This window comes from Anaerobacillus sp. ABR4_321 (assembly GCF_056158505.1).
The window spans coordinates 3,501,563-3,527,198 of the sequence record NZ_JBSWTK010000001.1 but is presented as its reverse complement, the minus strand read 5'-3'; the positions used below and the strand labels follow the sequence as shown (position 1 = coordinate 3,527,198).

Below are 25,636 nucleotides of genomic sequence, written 5' to 3'. Positions count from 1 at the left end.
TTAAGGAGGAGTCAAAATGAACAAACCAGTATGTCAAAGTTGTGCAATGCCGATGGAAGATGAAAAGCTTTTTGGTACAAATCAAGATGGATCCAAAAACGAAGAATACTGCGTCTATTGTTATGAAAATGGATCATTCACTGCGAATGTCACGATGAACGAAATGGTGAACATCTGTGTTCCTCATCTCGTCGAGGAAGGCATGAAGGAACCCGAGGCGCGAGACATGATGAAAGACGTTTTACCAAAGTTAAAAAGGTGGGCGTAATTTAGAAAAGGCGGACTCTATGAGCTCCGTCTTTTTCTATGGATTCTTAAAGATATGATAGACAGTACTAGAGGTAGATGCCTCTTTTCGCGTAACTTCAATTCCTGCCTATCCAGTCATGGTAGCTTGGACATACACTGTATAGAAACTAGAATAGGGAGGTTGAGAAGATGGGTGCTGACAAGAAGCATAGACGCGATGATGGCAGACTATTTGCTTTAGTTGTGGTTCTATTTATTCTATTAATTATCGTTGGTGCTGCTGGCTACGCAGGCGGAAGAGGTCGTTGCTGTAATGTTGGAGGCAACTACGGCGGAAACTACGGTGGTTTCGGAGGCGGCTTCTACTAAAATGAGCTGCTGGGCATTGGACATGCCCTTATAAAACCAGTGGAAAAGAGCGTTTCGTTTATGGAACGCTTTTTTTATTGGATGCGAATGCGATCTTTTCATACTTTAGCAGATGGTTTTCTTACGAGCGGATCGATGCTTTACTAAAGATAGTCATCTGAACTTTCACGATGATACCGATCAATAAATAAGCAATCATGGAATAAACATTATTCCATTTGATATATTCGTACACGTTCACCCAGCGAAGAAGGTTTTCTACAATGAAAGCGAGTAGTAACGATGTGATAATCATAGCCAGCATATAGCTCTTCCAAGTGAAAAAGTATTGATATAACAGCATGAAGATCACTGGTAAAACGATGTAGGTTGAAACAAAAAACGATGGGCTTAATGGTGTTATACTTGTTGGATAGGCAGTAAAACCATATTGTATCAGAATAACATCCATCAACGTACTGATGGCGATGACGATTCCACCAACAGTCAATAATTCAAATAAACGTTTGCGATCAATGAGTTTGAATGCTACATATAGAAAGATTAGATTGATGATCAGTATTAACCACCAACCAAATGAAAACAAATCATCATGTAACCAATGGTTCCAATATTGTACTTGAAAAGACTCTCTGATGGATGTAATCGATTCCCATGAAGGTGCTCCCATTTCCATATTACCTCGCCACTATTATTTTTTCGGTTAGTACTTAAAGTTGGCTAGTTTGTTATTTTTATACACATAATCCTTCATTACGAATACTGCTCTTTAATCTTCACAAACGCTTCAACATTCCGAAGAAACATATCGACTAACATCGGATCAAAGTGTTTGCCTCTTTCTTCTCTAAAGTATGTAAGGATGCGATCGAGCTCCCATGCTTCTTTATACGGGCGGTGTGATGCAAGGGCATCGAAGACATCAACGACGGCGACGATCCTCCCATATAGGTGGATGTCTTCTCCGCTCCGGCCATTAGGGTAACCCTTACCATCCCAGCGCTCATGGTGTTGCTCTGCGATGATCGCAGCGGCTTGAAGAATCGATCTTTTTGAGCTCTTCAATAAGTCGTACCCAATCTTTGAGTGGTTTTTGATCAATTGAAATTCTTCCGTAGATAGCTTTCCTGGTTTATTCAGTATAGCGTCTGGAATCCCGACTTTTCCGATATCGTGCATCGGAGAAGCAACTTTGATCAGTTCAGCTTCATCTTCATCTAACCCTGCCTTTAATGCGAGGAGTTTCGCATACTCAGCGACACGTTTCACATGTGCACCGGTTTCCTTCGAGCGTCCTTCTCCGATCTCTCCCATCTTGAAGAGGATTTCCTTTTGCGTTTCTTCGATTTCGATGTTGACGAGCATCGCTTCTAGTGCTTGACCTGTATAGGAGGCTGCAAGACTTAAGTACTTCAAGTCATTCGGATGAAATATAGACTCTTCCGTTAGCTTATTGATCACCTGATAAACACCGATCGTTTTATTGAGTTTGTTCTTCACAGGGATCACCATGACGGATTTCGTTCGATACCCGGTCTGTATATCGATGACAGAATGAAATCTCTCATCTTGATAAGCATCATCGATTACAAGAGGTTCCCCGGATTGGAATACGTGTCCCGCGAGACCTACTGATGAAGGGACCCGAACTTCTTCCATTCCATGGGCGACCCGTGCCCATAGCTCATTTTTTGTTTCATCATAAAGCCAAAGTGTACACCGATCCGCTAAGGTCATCTTTCGTCCCATATCTGCCATCAACATCAGCAAACGATCGAGGCTGTTTTCGGTCGTGATCTGTGCAGCATAATCGAATATGATTTGGAGAAGTTCTTCAGAATTTAATTCACTTTTATGATACCGATTCGATTCCAAAACTCGAGACCTCCTCGTCTACCTATTTGGGATTCTAGTCTATTCGTTCTATTTCTTTCTATAAAAAATGGTATGATAAGAAAAATAAGGATTTGTAGGATAATTCTATCATACACGCTGATGTATTAAAGCGGTAGGTAAAGGAAGGCAAAACATGACTCCGTTTGAATATTTATTTATCGCCCATTTGATTGGAGATTTTCTTTTTCAGACGAAATGGATGGCTGAGCATAAGCATAACAGGTGGCTTCCGCTGTTATCTCACGTCTCGATCTACACAGCCGTGTTAGGTACCGTTGCCTGGTTCGGATTCGGAGGCCTTTCGATGTTACAGCTCGGCTTCATCTTCATCACTCATGTCATTCTCGACCGGAGAACGTTCGTTACATGGTGGACGAGGACTGTAATGAGGGATGTTGATGATTCTGTAGGGTGGTTGAAAGTAATCACAGACCAAGTGTTTCATCTTATCGTTATTGCGATCATCGTATCGATTTTATAATGTCTGGGAGGTTACTAGATGAAGGAACGTCACTTTTCACTTGTGAAGCAATTTCCAATACGGAAAGAAGAAGCGTGGGATATTCTCGCAACAAACGATCATTTGAACAGGCTCATCGGTTTGTTTCCAGTAGAATTCTCAGATGCGCGATTCGATGAATCTCTTTTTTACCGTCCTGCAAAGGCAAAGCTAGGTGGCGTCTCGCTTGAATGGAAGGAGTATCCGTTCGAATGGGTGAAGGGAGAACAGTATTCGGTTCAAAGGCTGTACACAGCAGGTCCACTCGCTGAATTTTATGCAGGAATCAAAATGAGGGATGTATCGGTCGATGAGAACCCAATGACAGAAGTCGAGGTTTTTTCGATGTTACGCCCGGCAAACATCATCGGAAAACTCGCGATCCCTGCAATTGCGATTCCTGGTATGAAAAAAACGATCGCATATATTGAAAAATACATAGCGCTCGACTCACGAATCGTTGTGTTGCCTCCACCAAAACACCTTTCATCCACAAACAAACAAGCCCTTTCCTATGCGATGGACAAGCTCGAACCTTCGAAAGCAAAAGAGTTCCTCAAGCAGCACATCAATCAGTCTCATGATCAAGCGCTTGTTGAGATGCAGCCGTATAAACTTGCAGATCAATGGGGGATCGATCGCGAAGAAGTGTTAGTGCTGTTTCTTGAAGCAACAAAAGCTGGCGTTCTAACCTTATCCTGGAGCTTGATGTGTCCGACGTGTCGTGTCGCAAAAGAGAGCGCGTCTTCCCTTCGAGATGTGAAAAACGAGGTGCACTGTGACCTTTGCGGCATAACGTACGACATGACGTTCGATGAAACGATCGAACTGCGATTTACGGTCCACCCGGCGGTTCGAAAAGCCGTTTCACAGACTTATTGTATCGGAGGGCCAAATATTACGCCGCATATCCTTTTGCAGAAACGCATCCGTTCAGGGACTTCAAGTGAACTCCCTGCGATTCATTCAGAAAAAGACGTGAGGCTCCGCATTTTAACAAGGAGTCATCTCGTTTCTCAACGTGATGATGAGGGTGTGGCGCTAACGTATCGTGATGATGGATTTGATAGCGATCATTTTTCAATTCAAGGCTGCACCCTTCAAAATGAGAGCAGCCGCGATATCGTAGCGGTGGTTGAAGAAGTCGAGCGCGATCCGAACGTTGTGACCGCTGCTAACGTAACGACGATGACAAAGTTTCGACGACTCTTTTCGTCTGAGGTACTAGCAGAAGGCCAGGAGATCGGCGTTGAAAATGTGACGATCGTTTTTAGTGACTTGCGAGGCTCAACTTCCCTTTATGAATCAGCAGGAGATGCGCGCGCTTATCGCCAGGTGAACGATCACTTTCAGTTTCTATCAGAGAAATTTAAGAACCATAAGGGAACGATTATCAAAACGATCGGCGACTCTGTGATGGCAGCCTTTTTTGTACCAGAGAATGCGGTAAAAGCGGCGCTCGACATTCAACATTCGATCGGCGATTTCAATGCAGAGCATGGAACGAACTTAACGATTAAACTCGGCATGTATACAGGTCCCGCGATCGCGGTAACGGCGAACAACCAACTGGATTACTTCGGTCATACCGTCAACATGGCTTCAAGAATCGAGCAAGAAAGCAAAGGGAACGATATTATGTTTTCCTCTGATATGCTTGAACGGAAGGAGATTCGAGCGATGCTAAAAGTGTACGAAATGGAATCGTACGAAGCAGCGTTGATGGGAATTCGAAAGGAAGTTCCGCTTGTTCGAATAAAGACAACGAGGGCATTTGTTACTGTGTAAAAAGGAGCTTGCCTTCGCAAGCTCCTTTTTTATATCTAAAGCAGTGGAATAAAGACGAGGATGAGTAGGTCGAACAAAATATGTGAGAGAAGCGGCACCCAGAAATTCTTCCGTTTCTCATAAATCCATCCCCACACGATCCCGCCAACAAGAGCGGCGACAATGAGAAGCGGTGCACCAGAATAAAGGTGCGCGACTGCATAGAGAAGCGTTGCGAGAACGATGGTATCCCCACTTTTGTATTTTTTGAACTGCTGCTGGACGTAGCCTCTCCAGTAAATCTCCTCACCTGGAATCACGATGAGAATAAGACTGATGAAGTGCCAAGGTTTAACAGGCTGCACGATATCATAAAACTGTTCCATGTTATCAAATAGAGAGGGAGTCGCCCAGATGATGAGTTCGATCCCTACATAGCTTAATCCGTACAGGAAGAGTGCACTGACGATGATGTATATGAGGTCTGTTCCTGTAATCTTCTTAAATACCAGCTTGCCGGTCGTGATGCTGATCACGATTAAGATCGCAAGCGTTACAGAGAAAACAGGCCAAAACATGATTGGAAAGTAGACGAAGCTAATAAAAAGAAGTGCATGAGCTAGAAACAGAGAGCTGAAAAGTATTGTTTTTTGAATATGTCATCATCCTATCTGGTCTCTGATTTCTCCGTATCTACCTATGATTACCCATGGAGTGATGCAATCATGCTGAAAGGAGCACATCGTAGCACATCGTAGCACATCGTAGCACATCGAAGTGAAACGAAAGCCGTTCTGTATCGTAAACACTACTACGGGGTGATTGTATGAAAAGATTTGTCGTATTTATCGCAAGTTTTATCGTGGTGTTTTTTTCTTTTACAATGGGGCTCAGGGTTTCTCCTAACGGCGTTCCATACACCGGGTGCTGATGAGTCCACGTTCCTACAAACGGTTCAATTTGGAGAAAACAGCGTCTCATTCATCTTACTCTTACTCAGTGTAGCGATCGCTTACGTTGTGTCGAGAGTCATTAAAAGCGTTTAATGGATTAAGGAGAGTTTGGGAATGATGAGCGTAAAGAATGAAAGAGGTGCTCATCATGGACATTTTAATGGACTCCTTGAAGGTTATCTTTCGTATTGCGACAATTCTTCCGCTCATGCTTGCGATCGGACTATATATGGGGAAGCGCTCGATCGGAGAGCTCCCAGTTTTTGATTTTCTCGTCGTACTCGTATTTGGTGCTGTTGTCGGAGCGGATATCGCAGATCCTAAGATCGACCATGTTCATACGGTTATCGCGATGATTGCGATTGCGCTTTTACAAAAGTTGATTATTAAAGTGAAACTAAAGAACCCAAAGCTAGGGAAGCTTTTTACTTTCGAGCCAACCGTTGTGATGTACCAAGGTACGTTTCTAAAGAAAAATATGAAACGCATTCAGTATTCGGTCGACAACATCCTGCAGATGTTACGAGAAAAAGATGTGTTTCATACGAGTGACGTTGAGCTTGCGATTGTTGAAGCCAACGGACAGCTGAGTGTAAAACTCTATCCAGGTAAAGAAGGCATTTTGCGGGAAGATATGCAGATTTACAAAGCTGGGAACGACTATGAAATTCCTGTGATTTTAGATGGCAAGGTGCAGAGGGATCTGCTTGAGCGAATCGGCAAGACGGAGCAATGGCTATTGAATGAACTACATACGACTGGAAAAGGCGACGTAAGTGAGATTTTTTATGCTGGTGTTACGGACCAGGGAGAGCTTTCCGTATCAAAGAAAGATCTTCAAACGAATGATGCTCCTCCTATTGAGCATTAATCGGGCTTATTTTCCTACCGACTTTCTTCTCATCATTTCGACATTTAAAGGATATCTTTAAGCGCTTAGAGAAAAGAAAAGGCGCAAGAAAGAATTGAAGGAAACGAGGAGGGAAATCCATGATCGCAAAGCTTGGACAGGTAATGGTGTATGTGAAGGATCAAGATCAAGCCGTCACGTTTTGGACAGAGAAAATGGGGTTTGACGTTATCTCAGAAGAAAATAAGGGGATGCGTTGGATCGAAGTAGCACCGTCTACATCTGCAGAAACGAGCATCGTTCTTCATAACAAAGACGTTATCGCAAAAATGCAGCCAGATATGAATCTCGACACGCCTTCACTCATGTTTTTTACTAAAGAGCTCGATCATCTGCATGAAGACCTCAAACTGAAAGGTGTGAAGGTTGGGGAAATCGTGAAGATGGGAACAAATCGCGTTTTTAACTTTTCGGATTTAGAAGAGAATTATTTTGCGGTTGGGGAGAGGGCGGAGTAGTTGCAAGAGAGTCTGGTTTAAACCAGACTCCCTTTTTTATAATACAAAGAATCAGTCATAGATTACGTCTTTTCCTTCTTCACGCAATTTTTTCAGTGAAGTAAGCATTTGGTTGATTTCTTCATCTGAGTGCCTTTCCCATGACTTTAACTCCGCTATGATCTTCAAAGGTGATTTCGAGCGATAAGAGCGTGTTGGGTTTCCTGGAAATCTTTTGTCCGTTAGATTTGGATCGTTTTCAAACTCACCTAGTGGTTCAACGATGTAAATCCTTTCTTTTTCGGTTGATTTCGCTAGTTCAGCACCCCATTTTGCAGCATTTAACGTCGCGGTAAAATAAATGTGGTTCGATTTTTTGTCCTGATAATTTGATAAATGCTGCGGCTTCAAATGGTCTCCGATGTTGAGTTTCGCTTTCGTTCCATGAAAGAAAGGACCGTTATCCAACACATCTTTATCATTCATTCGAATCCACCTCTCATTTGATTTGTAAGTAAGAGTATAGGGGAGAAATATTAAAAAAAGTAGTCTATAAATTTTCTGATTTCAGGATTATAATAAAAGTAGAAGGAAGAAATGTAAGTCGTTTATAGGATGAATTAATGAGCAGTGCCGTTTTTGGCGGTGCTTTTTTCTATTCTGTGTACATACGACCGGTAACGAATCGTGAATAGGTATTTTGACCTGTTCATCACCTTTTACTCAGTAATAAAAGAAATGTATAGATCACGCCAACACCCACGTTTGAGAATGATACCGTGGGTGTTTTTGATGGAGTCAGCGTTACAAAGACTATTGGCTCATTTATATAGAAATTGGAAAAAAGAATTTACAGAGCAAAAGGGTTTACCTATACTATAGCTTATAAATCGAAACGATTTCGATTTGTGAAAACATTATTGTGAGGTGAACTTATTGAAAGAAAAATATGAACTACTTTGTTCGTTGAAAGTAATCGAAGTCGAAATTGCAGAACTCGCCAGGTATGCAAAGGAATTCGATGGTTGCTATGATCTCTTAAAGAGCAAGTTGGATGATTTGTGTACGTTCATCACGAGCAAAGAGAACGACCAAAAATGGGACCAATGGGGCGCGATCGAAGAAGTTCAAGTCCTTTCGCATCAACTCCGCGAAACATCAGTCAATGCGTTATGTGACGTAGAGAAATACCAGTCCATTCGCGCTCAGCAGGTGGGACTTCCCGTCGGACAATATTTATCCTCGTTAGCGAAAACGGTAAGGGATGAGTACAACAACTTCGGTATACATAGTGATTCAAACGTTTTATTTATTGGCTCTGGTGCATTTCCAACGACAGCTTTAACGATCGCGAAAGAGACGGGTGCTGCGGTGATTTGTTTGGACATCGATCAAGAAGCGATTACCTTATCTCGAGAAGTGGCGCGTGCTTCAGGACTAGAAGAGAAGATCTCATTTTTCCACGGTGACATCCACGCTCACCATAGCTTCGAGGGCATCACACATGTTTTTATTGCTTCACTTGTGAAAGACAAACATGAAGTCATCGAGGTGCTTAAGGAGAAGGTATGGGAAGGTACAAAAGTCATCGTACGATTCGGGAACGGTTTGAAGTCGATCTTTAATTACCCAATCGATAACATAATCACAGGAAACTGGGTTCAGACGTACATTCACACTGAAAACAGTGACAGAATCTATGAAACACTCGTTCTTGAGAAAAAGACTCAGGTGATCTCATGAGTGGAAGGCATACATTGATTGTCGGGGCAGGTCCTGCGGCCATCCAAACAGCAGTTGCTGTTAAGAAGAGCTGGAAGGGAGACGTATCGATTGTAAATCGTAATGGATCCTATTCAGGACGCGTGCAAAATCAACTAAAGAATACTCAACATGTGGTCACGGCAATCGCCCCGAATTGGCCTTCCCTTTCTGGAAAAGTAGAAATCTCTCGTTTCTACAATGGCTTAGAGAGCGTTGAAGATCGGTTCGACACGATGATCGTCTGTGTTCCAAGCTACAGTTATGAAGATGTCCTTCGATCGATTGGGATTGGAAGGCTAACAAAACTTAACAAGATTATTTTGCTGTCACCCGTAATCGGATCGAACGAACTTGTTAGAGAGATCGTTTCTGAAACAGATAAGAGCATTGAAGTAATTAGCCTTTCAAATTATTATGCCGCAACTAAATTCGTGCCTGAGGGCGACCTTGTTGCGTTTACGAAGGCGGTAAAAAAACGGGTTTACTTAGCTACGAGTAAAGAAGGGTCTCTAGCTCTAGAAGAAGTCAAAATGTTATTACAGGAAGCTGGGGTCGAGACCGTTGTAAAAGAAAACCCGATCGATGCGGAATGTCGGAACATCACGACCTATGTGCATCCTTCATTCTTCATCAATTCTTTTTCATTGAATGAGATCTTTTCAGAGAAGAAATCCTTGAAGTCCCTCTACAAGCTTTATCCTGAAGGACCGATCACGAAAGAAACGATCATGGTCATGGTGAAGCTGTGGAAAGAGATCTCAGCGCTAACTGTGAAATTAGGAGGGGAACCGATCAATTTACTTCAATTCCTTAACGATGATAACTACCCTGTACACGAGGAGTCGCTTTCCCGTTCGGATCTTGATGGCTTTCAAGAGTTCGAAGCTGTGAAACAGGAGTATTTACTTTACATTCGCTATGCGTCGATCTTGATCGACCCCTTTTCACAACCTGATAAAAACGGTGCATACTTTGATTTCTCGAAAGTACCTTTTCCACAAATTTCAAGGACGCCTTCTGGGGAATGGTGCGTTCCTAGAATTCCATTCGAAGATTATATGAACTTAAAGCAAATGCACCACCTTGGGTTTGAAAGGGGAATCAGATTACCAGAAATGTTTCGCTTGATTCAATCTTTCGAGCAAAAAGTCCATGAGTGGCAAAGCTTGAAGGGTGAACAGGTAAGAGGGTTTCAGAGACTTGCAGAAAGGGAGATTCGATGAAAAATGGCGTCCTGCTTGCAATACTATCTTCCTTGATCTTCAGTATCATGAACGCCCTCGTGAAAAGTATAAGTGACACGGTGCCGACTTCTGAAATCGTGTTTTTTAGAAGTTTCATAGGAACTGTGCTGATTTTCTTCTTTATGAGGAGCAGAAAGGTTTCTTTCTCGAGAAAAGGAATTCCGTTTCTGATGCTGCGAGGTGCGCTTGGAGCGCTGTATTTGCTCGCATATTTCTATACGATTTCTAAGATACCGCTAGCGGATGCGAGTATTCTCGCGCATCTATCACCTTTCTTTGCGGTGTTCTTTTCATACATGTTCTTAAAAGAGCGGGTGTCTAAGCAAGTTTTGGTCATCCTACCGCTTGTTCTTGTTGGGATCGTGCTGTTAGCGAAACCTGGTGCGTATTCATCATACTCACTCTATGCGCTCGTAGGAGTCGTGAGTGCACTATTTGCGGGTGCGGCGGCAACGAGTATCCGATTCTTAAGTAAAACACATCACTCGTTTGAAATCGTCTTTTATTTTCTGGCAACTGGGACACTCGTCTCCATTCCGTTGATGTGGAATGATTTTGTGCTTCCAACTGCCGCAGACTTAACGATTCTTGTGGGAATAGGGGTCGTCTCCTTACTCGGACAAGTGTTTTTAACGAAGGCCTTTACTCATGAAAGTGTGGTCGTCGTTGAAATCGCGCGCTACATAGGGATTGTCTTCAACATCCTTTGGGGCTTTCTGTTCTGGGCAGAAGTGCCAGATCTACTTACGATTTCTGGAGGGATTTTCATCGTCTCCGCGTGTATTTTACTATCGAGAAAAAAGAAACAGGTGAGGACGAAGGTGTCCTTACGACCTGTATTGAGAAGGCAATGACATGATAAAAAGGAGCAACAGTTGATGACTAGAAAAAAAGGATTTTATATCGTTGTATTATGTTTAATCACGCTTCTTTCTGCTTGTTCGTCTGCTTCTAACACGAGCGAGACAGAAGGAGATAAAGAGATTACGTTTTTATCGAATTTTCCAAGCGATACGCTTGATCCACATTTAAGCTATACGCCAGTACGAGCAGGAATCAATGAAACGCTCGTTAAGATCAATGAAGACCTTGAACTAGAGCCATGGCTTGCGACAGGCTGGAAGAGTAAAGATAACGGAAAAACTTGGACGTTCACGATTCGAGAGGACGTTACATTCCAAAATGGTAAGACGTTAGATGCAGAAGCTGTGAAAAAATCACTCGAACGAAGTGTTGAAGTTAGCGAATCTATGAAATCCGCATTGAAACTTGATTCGGTTGAAGCGGAGGGCCAGACGCTTACCGTCACATTACAAGCCCAGGTTCCTGAGCTCCCATCAGAGCTCGTGCATCCTAATACCGCAATCGTTGATAGTGAGGAGGACGATATCGAACAGAACCCGGTTGGAACTGGATCGTTCGCAGTCGCATCATTCTCACCAAGCAGTAAAGTTGAGTTGAAAGGAAATGCTGACTATTGGGACGGAGAGCCTAACCTCGATCGTGCAACGTTCACATTTAATGAAGACGCGAATGCACGAGCACTTGCGCTTCAGTCGGGTGATGCTGACATCGTCTATCGCCCTGCCTTTGAAAGTCTTGATGTATTAAAAGAAGATGGATCCATCAAAGCAGACGTGGTGCCAGGCATTCGATCCCAGCTGTTTCTCTATCATTTCGGCAGTGTCTTCAAGGATGAAAACATGCGAAAAGCATTTGATCTTATGATCGATCGAGAAGTCGTTGCAGAAAGTACACTTGCTGGTTATGCAACAGCGGCCGGTGGTCCGTTCTCCACAGAGCTCCCGTTTGCATCTAACGAAGAAAAAGCGTTTGATCTCGAACAAGCGAAGAAATACCTCGAAGAAGCAGGAGTCGAAATGGAAGATGGAAAGGCGATCAAAGATGGAGAGCAGCTTTCGTTAAAGGTGTTGACGTATTCGTACCGACCTGAACTACCATTGATGGCACAAATTCTTCAGTCGAATGCAAAAGAGCTTGGAATCGACATCAAGATTGAACAAGCGGAAAACATCGATGAAGCAATGGCTACCCAAGATGATTGGGACCTTGCAACTTACAGCTTATTAACAGCCCCTAGAGGCGATGCGAGCTATTTCATGAATGCGGCCTATCGACCAGGCGGTTATTTGTATGAAGCAACAAGACTGAATGACCCAGAGATCACGAAGGTGGCAGATCAGCTCAATGCCACTGTTGAGCGAGAAGAACGACAAAAGCTAGCCATCGAAGCAAGTCAACACATCAATGAACATGCGCTTCACTCATTTATCGTGCATCCGAGTAATGTTGTTGCTTACAAAGACAGTGTGAAGAATTGGGTGACGAGTAAGAGTGAATTTTATGTGTTAACAAAAGACCTAGATGTAGAGACAAAATGAAGCATGTAATAAGACGCATCCTTGAGCTAATCATTTTTCTCATGTTTCTATCATTCGTAAGCTTCAGTTTTATTAAGATGGCTCCTGGTGATCCGGCTATGTCGATGATGAAAACAGATGAAGTAGCGGTTACAGATGAACAGCTGAATCAGCTTCGGGAAGAGCTAGGATTCAATGAGCCGATCTATGTTCAATACTGGAAGTGGATGCAAGGGTTCTTTCGCTTTGATTTCGGCAACTCGTATATGACGAAACAACCTGTGGGAGAGGAACTGTTAGAGAGATTACCAGCTACCCTTGAGCTGACGATTGCCTCCCTCTTCATCATGGTGGTCGTTGCTTTTCCGCTCGGTAGTCTCGCAGCGATCTATCGAAACACATTGCTCGATGAAGCGAGTCGTCTGTTTGCACTTCTTGGAGCGTCAGTCCCTAGCTTTTGGCTAGGGCTGATTTTCATTCATCTCTTTGCAGTAGAGTTAAACCTGTTTCCTTCGATGGGGATGGGGTCATGGGAGCACCTGTTTCTACCATCACTGACGCTCGGGCTTGCGATGGCAGCTGTCTACGTGCGCATTCTTCGATCAAGTTTATTGAATAGCTTCGGACAAGAATTTATACGAGCTGCCAAGGCAAGGGGGTTATCTCGCCCCCGCGTTTTCTTTCACCATGCATTTCGCCATAGCTTGCTTCCTGTTATAACGATCTTCGGCGTTAGTCTTGGAAGTCTACTAGGTGGGACGGTCATCATCGAAGTGCTTTTCGCTTATCCGGGGATCGGTAAGTTAGTGGTCGATGCGATTATGAAACGAGATTATCCAATCATCCAAGGTTATATTTTTCTCATGGGGATCCTCATCATGCTAATTAATCTAGCTGTTGATGCTTCCTATCATCTGGTTCATCCGGAGCTTCGCATTAGAGAGGTGAAGCAGAGATGAAGCGACGTAGGTTACGAAGAAAAAGCATCGTTGTCATTTGGTCGTGTTTGGTGTTGGGGTTTATCGCGGCTACATATCTTGCACCTCACGATCCGCTTTCGATCGATCCAACGAATCGCTTGCAACCACTAACTCTTGAGCACATGTTTGGGACCGATCACCTCGGGCGCGATGTCCTGTCACGAATTCTCCACGGTGCAAAGACCACGGTAGGAACGAGCATACTCGTGATTCTCATCGTTCTTAGTATCGGTGTTCCGATTGGAATTATCGCAGGGGGAATCGGTGGTGTAGTAGACCGAGTATTTATGAGGATCACGGATGCGTTCATGGCGTTCCCTGATTTTATCGTTGCCATCGTCTTAAGCGGGCTGCTTGGTCCTGGAATGGTTAACTTAATGATGGCAATCATCCTTGTAAAATGGACGAGTTACGCTCGACTCGTACGAAGTACCGTCATCGAAGAAAAAGGAAAGAATTATATTTTAATAGCGGAGTTAAACGGTGTACCGCCTTTGATTATTCTCTTTAAACACCTTTTTCCACACGTGATCGGAAATGTGCTTGTGCTAGGGACGCTCGACATTGGAAAAGTCATCTTGATGATCGCTTCGTTATCTTATATCGGCTTAGGTGCACAGCCGCCGGCACCTGAATGGGGAGCGATGTTGAACGAAGGACGAGCGTACTTTCAACTAGCACCACATCTTATGGTGGTGCCAGGTCTTGCGATCGTCCTCGTTGTGTTAGCAACAAACCTACTTGGTGATCGTTTACGAGATCATTATGATGTGAAAACGGGGGGATGATGATGCTAGAGATAGAGAATTTGTCGATCACTTCAAAGGAAGAAACGCTCGTGAAGAATCTATCGATGTCGATCCAACCGAAAGAATGGTTTGCGCTCGTAGGAGAAAGTGGGAGCGGGAAGAGCCTGACTGCTTCAGCGATTGGAGGGCTGCTTCCTAGTAATCTTTCTATCAAAAGCGGATCGATTCGAGTATGCAACCAAGATACTTTGACGTTAAAGAAACGTCAGAGCCTTCTCGGAAACACAATCGCTTATATTTTTCAGGATTATAGCGGTGCGTTTACCCCTTTTTTAAAAATTGGAGCGCAGTTAGACGAAGTGCTTAAAACACATACGAGCTGGTCACGTTCAGAAAGGCGAATAGCAGTGGAAGAGGTGTTACAAAAAGTAAAGCTCCCTGAAACGGTGTATGATAAATACCCTCTTCAACTAAGTGGTGGACAGCTGCAGCGAGCTGCGATCTCGTCTGCGATGATGCTCAAACCTTCTTTGCTCATAGCTGATGAACCGACAACAGCACTCGATGCTTTAACAGCACAGCATGTTCTTACTCTTATTCATGAATTAGCGTCTGAAGCAGGGTGTGCGGTGCTATTCATCACTCACGATCTAAGGCATGTCAAAAAACACGCAACACGAGTCGGCGTGTTGAAGGAGGGAACCTTAGTGGAGACAGGTACGAAGAAAGAGGTGTTTACGAACCCAAAACATCCCTATACGAACATGTTGTTGAGGTCGATTCCTGATTTGAAGAGTGAGACAACGAGATTGATTACGAGTGAGTATGATGCCTTATGACTGAACCTCTCCTAAGCGTTACGAATCTATCAAAGAGCTATCATCCTGGACATCCAGTCATCGAAAATGTAACCTTTTCGATTGGAAAAGGGGAGTGTCTTGGGTTAGTAGGAGAAAGTGGAAGTGGGAAAAGCACCATCGTTCGCTGTTTACTTCAGATGCAGCAAGACAGTGGGGACGTACAGTTTCAATCGCATAATCTACACAGATTAAAAGGCAGCGCACTACGCCGAGCGAGGCAAAACATGCAGGTTGTTTTTCAAGACGCTTCAGAAGCGTTGAACCCTAAATTAAAAATTCTGGACTCGCTTATGGAGCCCTATGACGTTATGAGAAGAAAACTTTTTCATCGAAAGGAGAGAAGGGAGAAAGCGATCGAGTTGCTACGGATGGTGAAGCTTCCACCATCCGTTCTCGATGCCTATCCGCATCAACTAAGCGGAGGCATGAGGCAGCGCGTCACGATCGCCCGTGCGATCAGTACGAATCCGTCTCTTCTTCTACTCGATGAACCCACTTCAAGCTTAGACGTTTCGGTTCAAGCATCGATCTTAAATTTGTTGAAAGACCTTCAAGATAAACATGGGTATTCCTACTTGTTTATCTCGCATGATCTATCAGCGGTAGCATTTATGAGCGATCGAATCATGGTAATGAAAAATGGAAGTCTTGTCGATTCCTTTAAGAAAACAGAGCTGTTTCGTCCAAATCGGAATACGTATACGAAAGAGCTGTTGAGTGTTTATGAGAGTTGATTAAAGGTGAAGTAGTCATTCTTTATGGGTGACTGCTTTTTTTCTTATGAAGAATGCTTGCAATAGAGGAAGTATTCCTTTTATCCTAATACTTTTGATATACTACCTATATTTAGGAAAGCAATGAAGTAGGTGGATAGGATGAATCGTAGACAACAGAAACTGTTGCTTATGTTACTAGAAAGCAAAGAAACAGAACGAGTGAGCAAACTTGCGGAGCATCTTTCTTGTTCTGAGAAGACTGTCCGGAACGACCTTGGGACGATAAAAGAATACGTTGAGAACGAAACGAACGGTGAGCTTGTTAAGAAGCCGGGGCTAGGGGTTTACATACAGGTGGATGAATACGAACGTTCGAGGCTTTATCAAACGTTCAGCTCAGTAGATACGAAGAAAGAAGAAGTCATCGAACGGCAGCGAAAAGTTGAAATCGTCTATGAGCTGCTGATGACGAAGGATCCAGTTTCAATTCAGGGTCTTTCAGAGCGCTATTACGTGAATCGACTCGTTATCCGAAAAGACCTTGAGGATATCCGCACCTGGTTAGAAGAGTTTGAACTTGTCCTTCATTTTAAGCAAAAAGTTGGTGTGTTGGTAGATGGAGAGGAGATGGCAAAAAGGAGGGCACTCGCTCGTTTACGGGAGTTTGTACATGATGACACTCTTGTACAATCCTTCTTTAAAAAGCAGTTTTCACCTTATGAAATCAGTCTCGTCGAAACTGAATTACGCACGCATCAAGCCGAGCATGATATTTCGTATACAGATGAAGCGTATGAAAATCTTCTCATGCATACGTTGTTTACGATCAAACGGGTGAAGCAAAGACACGTGGTTACACTTCGTGAAGAAGATGTTGAGAGAGTGACGTCAACTGCGGAATATCAGTGGGCGAAAAGCCTGTTAAAGAAGCTTGAGTTTGTGTTTGTCGTGCATTTTCCACAAGAAGAAATCGCCTATCTCGCCCTTCATTTTATCGGTGCCAAACGACGAGGTATGAAGGAAGATGAGCTAGAAATCGATCCCATCGCAACAGACCTTGTATATAGGATGTCGGAACTGACGTCTCTTTCTTTTCATGATGACGATGATTTGCTAGAAGGACTGCGCGTTCATTTGTATGCTGCTCTTAACAGGATTACATACGGTCTGTCTGTCACAAATCCGATGCTTCAAGAAATTAAGCAGATGTATCCGTATTTATTCGATCTTCTCATCGGACTATCTACAGAATTTAGTGAAAAGCATGGGGTGATGATTCCAGAAGATGAAGTCGCCTATTTAACGCTGCATTTTGAAGCGGCTGTTGAACGGCTTCATTCAAATAGAGGAAAGCAAAAAAGAGTCGTCATCGTGTGTCATCTCGGTGTAGGAATGTCCCAGCTTTTACGAACAAAGCTTGAGCGGAAGTTCGCATCGCTTACGATTTTGGACTGTATTTCCCAGGTAGAACTTCCTTCATTTTTGAAAAAAGAAGAAGTCGATCTCGTTATCTCAACGGTCGAGCTTAAGTCCGTGCAGGCTGTTCCGTCGATCGTGATTTCGCCGTTACTGAACATCGAAGAAGAAAGTAAACTAGAGGCATTTATTCAGGAGATCGATCAAAGCAGCGCGATATTTACGGACTATGTAAAGCCTGAATTTGTGTTTATTTATGAAGAACCTGTTCATCGATTCGACGTCATTGAAGAACTGTCGAACGCACTCTCTCGGAGCGGGTATGTCGCGAAGGAGTATGCGACGCGTGCGCTTGAAAGAGAGCGAGCTTCATCCACAAGCATCGGGTCTGGTATTGCGATTCCACATGGTGATCCTAAGCTTATTCATAAGTCAGCGATTGCGGTAGGAATCATGAAAGAACCTATCGAATGGGAGAAAGAAAACGTGAGCCTCGTCTTTCTATTAGCGGTAAAGAACGATAATAGTGAGGCTACGAGAGCACTGTTTAGGGAGATCTCCTCTCTGAGTGAAAACCCGCATTTGCTTAGGGAAATTGTGAGTAAGAGTGACCCTGAATCCGTAATCGACATTCTTGGTGGAAACCGTTCATCACAATAAATAGTCATATTTCCGGAAGTTCCGGTAAACTTTCTTTCTTTTTCCCTACTCTTTATAAGATACGATATGTGTAAGCGATATCAAAGAAAGAGGGGGAAGCACATGAAGTTGTTAGCGATTACATCCTGTCCGAACGGGATCGCTCATACGTATATGGCAGCTGAGAATTTACAAAAAGCTGCAGAGAAATTAGGCGTCGAGCTAAAAGTAGAAACGCAAGGGTCCATCGGCGTTGAGAATGAGTTTACAGAGAAGGACATTCAAGAAGCCGATGGCATCATCATTGCAGCCGATAAAACGGTAGTGAAAGATCGCTTTCACGGTAAAAAGGTACTTAGCGTTGGTGTTCAAGAAGGAATTCGTAATCCTGAAGGGTTGATAAAAAAGCATCAAAACGGTGACGTACCTGAATTTCGCAGCAGTGGAGCAGAAACGGCGAAGGATGATAAGAAAGGAAAAGAAAATCCGATCTACAAACACCTTATGAACGGCGTTTCGTATATGATTCCGTTTATTGTGGTCGGAGGGCTATTGATTGCGATTGCACTAACGATCGGCGGAGAGCCAACAGAGAACGGTCTAGTGATCCCAGAAGGTTCCTTCTGGAAGACGATCGAACAGCTAGGCGGGGCGTCGTTCACGTTCATGATCCCGATTCTTGCAGGATTCATTGCTTACAGTATCGCGGATCGTCCTGGACTCGCACCTGGTGTGATCGGAGGGTTCATCGCAGCAAACGGCAGCTTTTATGGAAGTGAAGCAGGAGCTGGGTTCATCGGCGGGATTATCGCTGGTTTCTTGGCAGGTTACGTTGCACTTGCGATTAAGAAAATCAAGGTTCCAAAATCTGTTCAGCCGATCATGCCGATCATCATCATCCCGGTTCTTGCATCACTGATCGTTGGACTCGCATTTGTCTTTATCATCGGTGCGCCAGTTGCGCAGGTATTTGAAACGTTAACGAACTGGCTTGCAGGCATGCAGGGAACGAGTTCAATCCTTCTTGCGGTCATTCTTGGGGCAATGATTTCCTTCGATATGGGTGGCCCAGTAAACAAGGTTGCGTTCTTATTCGGAGCTGCCATGATCGGAGAAGGAAACTATGAAATCATGGGACCGATCGCAGCCGCGATCTGTATTCCACCGATCGGAATGGGCCTAGCAACATTTCTTAAGAAACGGAAGTATCAAGAAGCTGAGATTGAAACTGGAAAAGCGTCGTTTACGATGGGGCTTTTCGGAATCACGGAAGGTGCAATTCCGTTCGCAGCTCAAGATCCACTCCGCGTTATCCCGAGTATTATGGTCGGTTCGATTACAGGGTCTGTCATCGCAATGATGGGGAACGTTGGGGACCGTGTCGCACACGGTGGACCGATTGTAGCGGTACTTGGTGCTGTTGATAACGTGCTCATGTTCTTTGTGGCAGTGATTGCAGGTGCACTCGTGACTGCGCTTCTTGTTAACACATTGAAAAAAGACGTAGCTGCGATGGAAGTCGTAGGCACTGATGTACAGGTCGAAGCGGCACCAGCAGAGGAACAGACGGTATCAAGGGTTACAGAGGTAACGAAACTAACAGACATTACGAACGAACGATTGGTGAACATTGCGTTAAAAGGATCTAAGAGAGACGACGTGATCGATGAAATGATCGACATGCTTGAAATGGAAGACGTGCTCGATTCAAAAGAGAGCTTTAAGGAAGCGATCATTGCGAGAGAAAATGAAAGCTCAACTGGAATCGGCATGAACATCGCCATTCCTCATGGGAAGTCGACGGCTGTACGCGAACCTCGGGTCGTGTTTGGAATCAAGCGCGATGGCATCGATTGGAACAGCCTTGACGGTACAGAAGCGAGACTGATCTTCATGATCGCGGTACCGAAAGAGAGCGAAGGAGACGCACACTTAAAGATTCTTCAGATGCTTTCAAGGAAACTTATGGATGATGAGTATCGAGAGAAGCTGCTTGAAGTGAAATCTGATGAAGAAGCGTACGAGTTGTTGAAAGAAGTTCAGTAAAGTCAAATGAGCGCCATTCTCGATCGAGAATGGCGCTCTTTTTCGCATAAAACCGTTTGTTTAGGAAAATCTATTGATTGTCCATCTGTTCGGTTCCCCATTTGTGCATTTGTTCGAGAATGGGCAAAATCGTTTTTCCTTTTTCCGTCATCGAGTATTCCACTTTTGGCGGGATTGTGTTGAACTGTTTCCGGTCGATGAACCCGTCATCTTCTAATTCTTTTAACTGCTCACTGAGGACTTTATGCGTAACGCCTGGTAATAACCTGCGTAACTCGTTATATCTAAAATTCCCATCGACTCCGAGGTGCCAGAGAATGACCGTTTTCCATTTCCCGCCGATTTTCTTCAATGTGTATTCGATCGAACAGTTTAGTTTTCCATCTTGATTGATCGGTGCGTCCATCTTTTTTCAGTCCTTTACTTACTTTTAGGTTAGTGTCTCACATAAAAGTGCCTTCTTCTCATGTATAAAAACTCATTATATAATGTGTTCTGTAATCAAATAAATTACAATTTCTAAGGAGGAATTACTACTATGGTAACATATCCAAGAAACTTTTCTCATATTGGACTATCTGTCCCAAACGTTGAAGACGCGGTTAAATTTTACACAGAAGTATTCGGTTGGTACGTCATTATGGAGCCTTCCGATGTAGAAAATGACGATACACCGATTGGCCAAATGTGCCGTGATGTGTTCGGTAACGACTGGGAGAAATTCCGAATCGCTCACCTTTCAACGGGCGATAAGATCGGTGTCGAACTATTTGAATTCCCAGAGAACGAACAGCCTGAAAACAACTTCGAGTATTGGAAAACAGGTATCTTCCATTTCTGTATTCAGGATCCTGATATTGAAGGAATGGTTGAGAAGATCAAAGCACACGGTGGTAAACAGCGTATGCCGATCCGTGAATACTACCCTGGTGAAAAACCATTTAAGATGGTGTATGTAGAAGATCCATTCGGTAACATTTTTGAGATCTATACACATAGCTATGAGCTAACGTATTCAGAAGGTGCTTACTAGGAAAATGCAATAATGAGCAAAGGAGCTTACTTTTAGTAGGCTCCTTTTTTGATGGAATAAAGTATTGAGTTCGTCTGCTCATTTTGAAATAATTGGTAGGAGTGCGTACAACACAATTACATAAGGAGTATACACAATGAAATTAAGAGTAACGTTAATCATTTTAACCTTATTGTCCATGAGTGCGATGGTTTGGGCTGGGTTCACGAGACAGTCAGAACTTTTTCCACTTTTATTAAGTATTACAATCGCATTCTCAATGGCTAACATATCTTTTGATAAGAAGAAGGAAGAAAGGGAGAAGACGATTTATAAGGTTGCGATGAGCTTAGCCATTTTCGCTGCGATACTAAGCGCCGGGAATTTTTTCTTTTAGAGATCTAAGTGAAAAAACACCCTCTACTTGAGGGTGATTAGGCATTGATCGTAAACCCATCGATACGGTGACAGTCGATAACAAAGGGACTCGCGCCGCCACCGGCATCAAATGTTGCACAGCAGTCGGTATGGTCGAAGCTTTGTAAAATCAACGTGCCACTTCCAGGTACTCTGACGCCAGACACTCTTAATGCGACAGATGTACCTGGTTGGAGCCTGCTTAACCTCTTGCAGATGCTGCTCGTACATTTCTTGTGTGAAGGTATTCCGCAAGGCTGTTGCTCGAATAAGCTCATACTACTCAGTCCTTTCTTAAAAGATTGCTATAGTAGTAGTAGATTCAAATTTCTTACATATTGGCACGGCGAATGGACGAGTAGTTCCCGTGCGTTAAAGGAGTGGCGTGAGTGAAGGAAGCTGTTCAGATCGCAGAAGGAAATACTGCGACCATCTATCTGCAGGATGATCGCGTGATCAAAGTGTTTAAGGAGCATTTACCAAGTTCTGAAGCTGTCACTGAAGCTGATAAACAAAAGCACGCATATGCTTGTGGTCTACCTGTTCCGAAGATTTACGACGTAACGAAGGTCGATGGAAAACAGGCGATCATCATGGCGTACATCAAAGGCAAAACGCTTGGTGACCTTGCTCTTGAAAATATGGAGAAAGCGGAAGACTACATGAAGCTATCAATCGATATCCAGTGCGGGATCCATGACATTACGACGGATTCGCTTGAACCTATGAATGAGAAATTAAAACGACAGATTCAGTCAGCTTCGGTGTTAGAAGGTCGACAAAAGCTTGCGCTTCTTAGAAAACTTGATCGGATGAACGTAGAGAATAAGCTTTGTCACGGTGATTACCACTTATTTAATTTAATCCAATCGGATAACGATGTGACCGTCATCGATTGGGTGGATTCGAGTGCAGGTGATCCTCGTGCGGATGTGTATCGAACGTACTTGTTGTATGCGGGGTTTTCTATGGAGTGGGCTGAGCGGTATGTAAAACTAGCATGTGATCGTAGCGGCTTCTCCTTGGACGAGGTGTTTGAGTGGGCGCCGATTATTGCGGGGGCTAGGCTTGCTGAAAATGTGGCGTCTGAAAACAATCATCGATTGAAGGAAATTGTAGAGCGTCATATCTTGAATGAAAACGAAGAAAGGTCTTCCTATTAGGAAAGACCTTTTTATGAAGCGTTGCTTTTGTATACTCTCATCACGTTTTTAACCGCTTCTTCTACAAGCTCACTTGCGTTGTCTCTCAATTCTTTCAGAGAGGCAGGGGAGTTTGCGATACTAAAAAAAGCGTTTATTCCATGTTCTTCTAATACCGTATAGCCTTCGCTCAGACTGCCGGATATGCAGAAGACTGGTATGCCGTGCTTTTTCGCTCTAAGCCCGACTCCCATCGGTGCTTTTCCATAAGCTGTTTGGTTATCGGTTTTGCCTTCTCCGACAAGAACGAGGTCCGCATTCGTTAATTCATCTTCAAACTGAATAAGATCTAGAATAAGATCGATGCCTGGCTGTAGCGTTGCATCAAGAAATGCCATTAGTCCGCCGCCTAAACCTCCGGCAGCGCCAGCGCCTTTTTCATCCATGATTTTCTTATGAAGGAAGACCTCGATTTTCTGACCATAGTTCGCTAAGCTTTCATCAAGTTCCTTTACCATTTCAGGGGTAGCACCTTTTTGGGGACCGAAGATGGTTGACGCGCCTTCTGGTCCACATAGCGGGTTTGTTACATCGCACGCGACGATGATTTCTGTAGCGTGAACTCTTGGATCTAAATTCTCAACATCGATCGTATGCAGGTGTTTGAGAGCCTGACCGCCAGGAGGAAGAAGGGTACCTTTGTTATCTAAGAACGTGACCCCTAGAGCGGAGGCCATACCAGCACCTCCATCGTTTGTCGCACTTCCTCCGATCCCTAAAATGATTTTACTGCATCCATGATCGAGCGCTTTTGTAATCAGTTCTCCTGTTCCATATGTGGAGGTACGCAGTGGATTGAGTTCAGCTTCTGACAGCAGTGTTATTCCTGAAGCTTCCGCCATTTCGATGACCGCGGTCTTCCCATCTCCTAATATTCCCCACTTTGCATTTACTTTCTTACCGAGGGGGCCATTGACTTCATGCCTGAAAGATCTTCCGTTTGTAATCGTTACGAGCGAATCAACTGTTCCTTCGCCGCCGTCAGCTAAAGGAAGTGTTTTGATTTCGCTTGTTGGAAAGACTTTTTTAATGCCTCTTTCCATACTTTGTGCTACTTCTAAAGCAGACAAACTCCCTTTAAAAGAGTCAGGAGCCAGGATACATTTCATATACCTTTTCCTTTCTGGGCATCATTTATAAAGCTTTTAAAATTTCATTTCTAGCACGTTGACGGTGAGATTGCATGGACATTTGTGCTGCCCCACCATCGTTTGCCCGCATACAAGCGATGATTGCGCGATGCTCGATGATCGATTGGTAGGGGAGTGGTCGATTGTTTATTGTGATTAATCTAGCGCGATACAGTTGATCATCGTGAACTTCAATCACACTTGAAAGCCTTTTGTTTTGGGCATATTGAATAATGTTAAAGTGGAAAAGATTATCAAGCTTTGCCCATTCACTAAGATTATTTTCATCGATTGCTTTTTCTTGAAGTTCGATTAAAGTCTCTAATTTTTTCAGTTCTTCAGAAGTGATCGTTTCGGTAGAGAGCTTAGCAGCTAAGCCTTCGAGCATCTCTACAACTTCATAGATTTCACGCAAGTCTTTCGCTGAAATCGGTTCGACTTCAAAGCCCTTTCTAGGTATTAGGTTCACCTTCCCTTCAGCTTGAAGACGAATTAGCGCTTCTCTGACAGGAGTACGGCTCATGCCGAGAACTTCAGCAATCTCTCTTTCCAAGATCGTATTACCAGGTAAGAGTTTGAGCTCCCTAATCGCTAATCTAAGAATTTGATAGGCGCGCTGTGGAAGCTTTCGTTCCGTTACAGTTGAGAAGATCGGCTCTAATTCTTGTTGGACCTTTACAATATCGATTGATCCTTCTGTGTTCATCACATGTTGATTTGTCATTATGCATCACGTCACCTTTGGTCTTTCTACCAATTATAACAGGAAGAGAAAAGGAGGGCAGTCCCTCCCAAATCCTTCAGACATTTAAACCTTTGCGTAAAGGCTGGAAAGGTGAGAGATAATTGAATCGGTCACTTCCCTTGTTGTACTTGTTCCACCTATATCCGCTGTTAGGATACCGTCTCTTGTCGTAGAGCGAATCGCTTCATTAATGAGGTTCGCTTCTTCTGCTAAACCTAAATGTTCTAACATCAATGCTGCACTGCCGATTGTTCCAATCGGGTTTGCGATCCCTTGTCCAGCGATATCAGGAGCGGATCCATGTACGGATTCAAACATGCTTGGGAAACGACCATCGAGATGAAGGTTCGCACTTGGAGCGATACCAAGACTTCCAGCAAGTGCACTCCCAAGATCAGATAGAATATCTGCATGCAAGTTCGAAGCAACGACCACTTCTAGTTCTTCTGGATGAAGGACGAAGCGGGCTGCCATCGCATCGACTAACCACTGATCGGTTTCTACCTCAGGATATTCCTTACTTACGCGCTTAAACACATCGTCCCATAGGACCATACCGTACTGCTGTGCATTGCTTTTCGTAACGCTTGTTACTTTCTTTCGATCCCGTTTCATGGCCAGTTCAAATGCGTGGCGAATGATTCGCTCGCAGCCTTCTTCAGTAAAGACAGAGGATTGAACGGCTACTTCTTTCCCAGGACCTCTACCTGTAAAGTTGCGTCCGCCAACGCCTGAGTATTCACCTTCTGTATTTTCTCTTACTAGAATCCAGTTTAACTTTTCTTTATTAGGGTGGTTCAGTTTGCCTTCAACACCAGGGAGGAATTCAACTGGTCGAATGTTTGCCCACTGATCGAATCCTTGACAAATCGCTAGGCGCAGGCCCCAAAGACTGATGTGATCTGGTACAGTAGGGTAGCCGACAGCACCAAAGTAAATCGCGTCGTGATTCTTAATTTGTTCTAATCCATCTTCCGCCATCATCTTTCCTTCTTCTAAATAGTACTCACATCCCCAAGGGAAGTAATCGCTTTCAAAAGTGAACTTGTTAGACATCTTAGAGAGGTGTTCTACCACACGAAGACCTTCGCTGATAACTTCTTGACCAATTCCATCACCAGGGATAACAGCTAATCGAAAATGTTTCTTATTTTCCATACATCGTTCCTCCTATTAGGGTAGAATTTTATTAACTATTCTAAATATTAAATAACGTATACGTAAATGTCAATTAAATAATACAAAACAGCACTTT

Annotated in this window: 28 protein-coding genes; 19 read left to right on the top strand and 9 right to left on the bottom strand. The window is 43.7% G+C overall.

Features of this window, described 5'->3' with window-relative positions; genetic code table 11:
- Window positions 1–16: 16 nt before the first annotated feature.
- Both ACXADT_RS18545 and ACXADT_RS18540 read left to right on the top strand, forming a co-directional pair.
- Window positions 17–268: a zinc ribbon domain-containing protein gene (locus ACXADT_RS18545; protein ID WP_474832290.1), complete on the top strand. Its 252-nt coding sequence runs from the start codon at window positions 17–19 to the stop codon at window positions 266–268.
- A gap of 170 nt (window positions 269–438) precedes the next feature.
- Window positions 439–618 carry a YjcZ family sporulation protein gene (locus ACXADT_RS18540; protein ID WP_270181210.1) on the top strand — a complete coding sequence of 60 codons (180 nt, stop codon included), beginning with the start codon at window positions 439–441 and terminating at the stop codon, window positions 616–618.
- Between the two features lie 121 nt (window positions 619–739).
- On the opposite strand, the gene ACXADT_RS18535 is transcribed toward ACXADT_RS18540, so the two are convergent.
- Both ACXADT_RS18535 and ACXADT_RS18530 read right to left on the bottom strand, forming a co-directional pair.
- The gene (locus ACXADT_RS18535; RefSeq protein ID WP_474832289.1) at window positions 740–1,288 is read right to left on the bottom strand and encodes a CBO0543 family protein; all 549 of its coding nucleotides are present in this window, start codon (window positions 1,286–1,288) and stop codon (window positions 740–742) included.
- Between the two features lie 83 nt (window positions 1,289–1,371).
- Window positions 1,372–2,493 (bottom strand): GAF and HD-GYP domain-containing protein, encoded by a 1,122-nt coding sequence (locus tag ACXADT_RS18530; protein ID WP_474832288.1) that lies wholly within the window; start codon window positions 2,491–2,493, stop codon window positions 1,372–1,374.
- A gap of 154 nt (window positions 2,494–2,647) precedes the next feature.
- On the opposite strand from ACXADT_RS18530, the gene ACXADT_RS18525 reads away from it, so the two are divergent.
- Window positions 2,648–2,995, top strand: coding sequence for a DUF3307 domain-containing protein (locus ACXADT_RS18525; RefSeq protein WP_474832287.1), 348 nt, complete (start codon window positions 2,648–2,650; stop codon window positions 2,993–2,995).
- An 18-nt stretch (window positions 2,996–3,013) separates the two neighbouring features.
- Entirely contained in the window at window positions 3,014–4,801 is a 1,788-nt protein-coding gene (locus tag ACXADT_RS18520) for an adenylate/guanylate cyclase domain-containing protein (RefSeq protein WP_474832286.1), read from the top strand.
- Between the two features lie 35 nt (window positions 4,802–4,836).
- Here the strand turns inward: ACXADT_RS18520 and ACXADT_RS18515 are convergent, their stop codons facing one another.
- A complete protein-coding gene (locus ACXADT_RS18515; RefSeq protein WP_270181215.1) occupies window positions 4,837–5,358 on the bottom strand; it encodes a CPBP family intramembrane glutamic endopeptidase in 522 nt (173 codons plus the stop codon).
- Between the two features lie 523 nt (window positions 5,359–5,881).
- Between ACXADT_RS18515 and ACXADT_RS18510 the strand changes: the two genes are divergently transcribed.
- Entirely contained in the window at window positions 5,882–6,604 is a 723-nt protein-coding gene (locus ACXADT_RS18510) for a DUF421 domain-containing protein (protein ID WP_474832285.1), read from the top strand.
- A gap of 119 nt (window positions 6,605–6,723) precedes the next feature.
- A complete protein-coding gene (locus tag ACXADT_RS18505) occupies window positions 6,724–7,101 on the top strand; it encodes a VOC family protein (protein ID WP_474832284.1) in 378 nt (125 codons plus the stop codon).
- Window positions 7,102–7,152: 51 nt separating this feature from the next.
- On the opposite strand, the gene arr is transcribed toward ACXADT_RS18505, so the two are convergent.
- Window positions 7,153–7,566 (bottom strand): NAD(+)--rifampin ADP-ribosyltransferase, encoded by a 414-nt coding sequence (gene arr, locus ACXADT_RS18500; RefSeq protein WP_474832283.1) that lies wholly within the window; start codon window positions 7,564–7,566, stop codon window positions 7,153–7,155.
- Window positions 7,567–8,016: 450 nt separating this feature from the next.
- Here arr and ACXADT_RS18495 point away from each other — a divergent pair, with 450 nt between their 5' ends.
- The 10 genes from ACXADT_RS18495 (at window position 8,017) to ACXADT_RS18450 (ending at window position 19,875) form a co-directional block, all read left to right on the top strand.
- Entirely contained in the window at window positions 8,017–8,823 is an 807-nt protein-coding gene (locus tag ACXADT_RS18495; RefSeq protein ID WP_474832282.1) for a nicotianamine synthase family protein, read from the top strand.
- Window positions 8,820–10,067, top strand: a complete 1,248-nt coding sequence (locus ACXADT_RS18490; protein ID WP_474832281.1) for an opine metallophore biosynthesis dehydrogenase — start codon at window positions 8,820–8,822, stop codon at window positions 10,065–10,067. The genes ACXADT_RS18495 and ACXADT_RS18490 overlap by 4 nt, the downstream gene beginning before the upstream one ends.
- A complete protein-coding gene (locus ACXADT_RS18485; protein WP_474832280.1) occupies window positions 10,064–10,942 on the top strand; it encodes a DMT family transporter in 879 nt (292 codons plus the stop codon). Before ACXADT_RS18490 ends, ACXADT_RS18485 begins: the two co-directional genes overlap by 4 nt.
- A 24-nt stretch (window positions 10,943–10,966) precedes the next feature.
- The gene (nikA, locus tag ACXADT_RS18480) at window positions 10,967–12,490 is read left to right on the top strand and encodes a nickel ABC transporter substrate-binding protein (protein ID WP_474832279.1); all 1,524 of its coding nucleotides are present in this window, start codon (window positions 10,967–10,969) and stop codon (window positions 12,488–12,490) included.
- Window positions 12,487–13,428, top strand: a complete 942-nt coding sequence (gene nikB / locus ACXADT_RS18475; protein ID WP_270181224.1) for a nickel ABC transporter permease — start codon at window positions 12,487–12,489, stop codon at window positions 13,426–13,428. The genes nikA and nikB overlap by 4 nt, the downstream gene beginning before the upstream one ends.
- On the top strand, window positions 13,425–14,237 hold the full coding sequence (nikC, locus tag ACXADT_RS18470; protein WP_474832278.1) for a nickel transporter permease: 813 nt from the start codon (window positions 13,425–13,427) through the stop codon (window positions 14,235–14,237). The genes nikB and nikC overlap by 4 nt, the downstream gene beginning before the upstream one ends.
- 2 nt (window positions 14,238–14,239) lie before the next feature.
- On the top strand, window positions 14,240–15,037 hold the full coding sequence (locus ACXADT_RS18465; protein ID WP_474832277.1) for an ABC transporter ATP-binding protein: 798 nt from the start codon (window positions 14,240–14,242) through the stop codon (window positions 15,035–15,037).
- Window positions 15,034–15,792: an ABC transporter ATP-binding protein gene (locus ACXADT_RS18460; protein WP_474832276.1), complete on the top strand. Its 759-nt coding sequence runs from the start codon at window positions 15,034–15,036 to the stop codon at window positions 15,790–15,792. Before ACXADT_RS18465 ends, ACXADT_RS18460 begins: the two co-directional genes overlap by 4 nt.
- A 141-nt stretch (window positions 15,793–15,933) precedes the next feature.
- Window positions 15,934–17,850, top strand: coding sequence for a BglG family transcription antiterminator (locus ACXADT_RS18455; RefSeq protein WP_474832275.1), 1,917 nt, complete (start codon window positions 15,934–15,936; stop codon window positions 17,848–17,850).
- Window positions 17,851–17,952: 102 nt separating this feature from the next.
- A complete protein-coding gene (locus tag ACXADT_RS18450; RefSeq protein WP_474832274.1) occupies window positions 17,953–19,875 on the top strand; it encodes a fructose-specific PTS transporter subunit EIIC in 1,923 nt (640 codons plus the stop codon).
- A 70-nt stretch (window positions 19,876–19,945) separates the two neighbouring features.
- Here the strand turns inward: ACXADT_RS18450 and ACXADT_RS18445 are convergent, their stop codons facing one another.
- Complete coding sequence (locus ACXADT_RS18445) at window positions 19,946–20,281, bottom strand: winged helix-turn-helix transcriptional regulator (protein WP_474812968.1); 336 nt, start codon at window positions 20,279–20,281, stop codon at window positions 19,946–19,948.
- Window positions 20,282–20,413: 132 nt separating this feature from the next.
- Here ACXADT_RS18445 and ACXADT_RS18440 point away from each other — a divergent pair, with 132 nt between their 5' ends.
- Both ACXADT_RS18440 and ACXADT_RS18435 read left to right on the top strand, forming a co-directional pair.
- Window positions 20,414–20,908, top strand: coding sequence for a lactoylglutathione lyase family protein (locus tag ACXADT_RS18440; RefSeq protein ID WP_474832273.1), 495 nt, complete (start codon window positions 20,414–20,416; stop codon window positions 20,906–20,908).
- Window positions 20,909–21,044: 136 nt separating this feature from the next.
- Complete coding sequence (locus ACXADT_RS18435) at window positions 21,045–21,284, top strand: hypothetical protein (protein ID WP_474832272.1); 240 nt, start codon at window positions 21,045–21,047, stop codon at window positions 21,282–21,284.
- Window positions 21,285–21,321: 37 nt separating this feature from the next.
- Here ACXADT_RS18435 and ACXADT_RS18430 read toward each other — a convergent pair whose 3' ends face one another.
- Entirely contained in the window at window positions 21,322–21,582 is a 261-nt protein-coding gene (locus ACXADT_RS18430; RefSeq protein ID WP_270181233.1) for a hypothetical protein, read from the bottom strand.
- Window positions 21,583–21,693: 111 nt separating this feature from the next.
- Here ACXADT_RS18430 and ACXADT_RS18425 point away from each other — a divergent pair, with 111 nt between their 5' ends.
- Window positions 21,694–22,467, top strand: a complete 774-nt coding sequence (locus ACXADT_RS18425) for a phosphotransferase family protein (protein ID WP_474832271.1) — start codon at window positions 21,694–21,696, stop codon at window positions 22,465–22,467.
- 11 nt (window positions 22,468–22,478) lie between these two features.
- Here the strand turns inward: ACXADT_RS18425 and ACXADT_RS18420 are convergent, their stop codons facing one another.
- From ACXADT_RS18420 to ACXADT_RS18410, 3 genes are all read right to left on the bottom strand, one after another.
- A complete protein-coding gene (locus ACXADT_RS18420; RefSeq protein ID WP_474832270.1) occupies window positions 22,479–23,615 on the bottom strand; it encodes a glycerate kinase in 1,137 nt (378 codons plus the stop codon).
- A gap of 25 nt (window positions 23,616–23,640) precedes the next feature.
- On the bottom strand, window positions 23,641–24,360 hold the full coding sequence (locus ACXADT_RS18415; RefSeq protein ID WP_474812961.1) for a GntR family transcriptional regulator: 720 nt from the start codon (window positions 24,358–24,360) through the stop codon (window positions 23,641–23,643).
- Between the two features lie 84 nt (window positions 24,361–24,444).
- Window positions 24,445–25,539 (bottom strand): tartrate dehydrogenase, encoded by a 1,095-nt coding sequence (locus ACXADT_RS18410; RefSeq protein WP_474812958.1) that lies wholly within the window; start codon window positions 25,537–25,539, stop codon window positions 24,445–24,447.
- Window positions 25,540–25,636: the final 97 nt, after the last annotated feature.

What these genes read in the sequence shown, in the direction of transcription:
- ACXADT_RS18545 (WP_474832290.1), top strand. Translation starts at nt 17, where the DNA reads ATGAACAAACCAGTATGTCAAAGTTGTGCAATGCCGATGGAAGATGAA.
- ACXADT_RS18540 (WP_270181210.1), top strand. Translation starts at nt 439, where the DNA reads ATGGGTGCTGACAAGAAGCATAGACGCGATGATGGCAGACTATTTGCT.
- ACXADT_RS18535 (WP_474832289.1), bottom strand. Translation starts at nt 1,288, where the DNA reads ATGGGAGCACCTTCATGGGAATCGATTACATCCATCAGAGAGTCTTTT.
- ACXADT_RS18525 (WP_474832287.1), top strand. Translation starts at nt 2,648, where the DNA reads ATGACTCCGTTTGAATATTTATTTATCGCCCATTTGATTGGAGATTTT.
- ACXADT_RS18520 (WP_474832286.1), top strand. Translation starts at nt 3,014, where the DNA reads ATGAAGGAACGTCACTTTTCACTTGTGAAGCAATTTCCAATACGGAAA.
- ACXADT_RS18515 (WP_270181215.1), bottom strand. Translation starts at nt 5,358, where the DNA reads ATGTTTTGGCCTGTTTTCTCTGTAACGCTTGCGATCTTAATCGTGATC.
- ACXADT_RS18510 (WP_474832285.1), top strand. Translation starts at nt 5,882, where the DNA reads ATGGACATTTTAATGGACTCCTTGAAGGTTATCTTTCGTATTGCGACA.
- ACXADT_RS18505 (WP_474832284.1), top strand. Translation starts at nt 6,724, where the DNA reads ATGATCGCAAAGCTTGGACAGGTAATGGTGTATGTGAAGGATCAAGAT.
- arr (WP_474832283.1), bottom strand. Translation starts at nt 7,566, where the DNA reads ATGAATGATAAAGATGTGTTGGATAACGGTCCTTTCTTTCATGGAACG.
- ACXADT_RS18490 (WP_474832281.1), top strand. Translation starts at nt 8,820, where the DNA reads ATGAGTGGAAGGCATACATTGATTGTCGGGGCAGGTCCTGCGGCCATC.
- ACXADT_RS18485 (WP_474832280.1), top strand. Translation starts at nt 10,064, where the DNA reads ATGAAAAATGGCGTCCTGCTTGCAATACTATCTTCCTTGATCTTCAGT.
- nikA (WP_474832279.1), top strand. Translation starts at nt 10,967, where the DNA reads ATGACTAGAAAAAAAGGATTTTATATCGTTGTATTATGTTTAATCACG.
- nikB (WP_270181224.1), top strand. Translation starts at nt 12,487, where the DNA reads ATGAAGCATGTAATAAGACGCATCCTTGAGCTAATCATTTTTCTCATG.
- nikC (WP_474832278.1), top strand. Translation starts at nt 13,425, where the DNA reads ATGAAGCGACGTAGGTTACGAAGAAAAAGCATCGTTGTCATTTGGTCG.
- ACXADT_RS18465 (WP_474832277.1), top strand. Translation starts at nt 14,240, where the DNA reads ATGCTAGAGATAGAGAATTTGTCGATCACTTCAAAGGAAGAAACGCTC.
- ACXADT_RS18460 (WP_474832276.1), top strand. Translation starts at nt 15,034, where the DNA reads ATGACTGAACCTCTCCTAAGCGTTACGAATCTATCAAAGAGCTATCAT.
- ACXADT_RS18455 (WP_474832275.1), top strand. Translation starts at nt 15,934, where the DNA reads ATGAATCGTAGACAACAGAAACTGTTGCTTATGTTACTAGAAAGCAAA.
- ACXADT_RS18450 (WP_474832274.1), top strand. Translation starts at nt 17,953, where the DNA reads ATGAAGTTGTTAGCGATTACATCCTGTCCGAACGGGATCGCTCATACG.
- ACXADT_RS18445 (WP_474812968.1), bottom strand. Translation starts at nt 20,281, where the DNA reads ATGGACGCACCGATCAATCAAGATGGAAAACTAAACTGTTCGATCGAA.
- ACXADT_RS18440 (WP_474832273.1), top strand. Translation starts at nt 20,414, where the DNA reads ATGGTAACATATCCAAGAAACTTTTCTCATATTGGACTATCTGTCCCA.
- ACXADT_RS18435 (WP_474832272.1), top strand. Translation starts at nt 21,045, where the DNA reads ATGAAATTAAGAGTAACGTTAATCATTTTAACCTTATTGTCCATGAGT.
- ACXADT_RS18430 (WP_270181233.1), bottom strand. Translation starts at nt 21,582, where the DNA reads ATGAGCTTATTCGAGCAACAGCCTTGCGGAATACCTTCACACAAGAAA.
- ACXADT_RS18420 (WP_474832270.1), bottom strand. Translation starts at nt 23,615, where the DNA reads ATGAAATGTATCCTGGCTCCTGACTCTTTTAAAGGGAGTTTGTCTGCT.
- ACXADT_RS18415 (WP_474812961.1), bottom strand. Translation starts at nt 24,360, where the DNA reads ATGACAAATCAACATGTGATGAACACAGAAGGATCAATCGATATTGTA.
- ACXADT_RS18410 (WP_474812958.1), bottom strand. Translation starts at nt 25,539, where the DNA reads ATGGAAAATAAGAAACATTTTCGATTAGCTGTTATCCCTGGTGATGGA.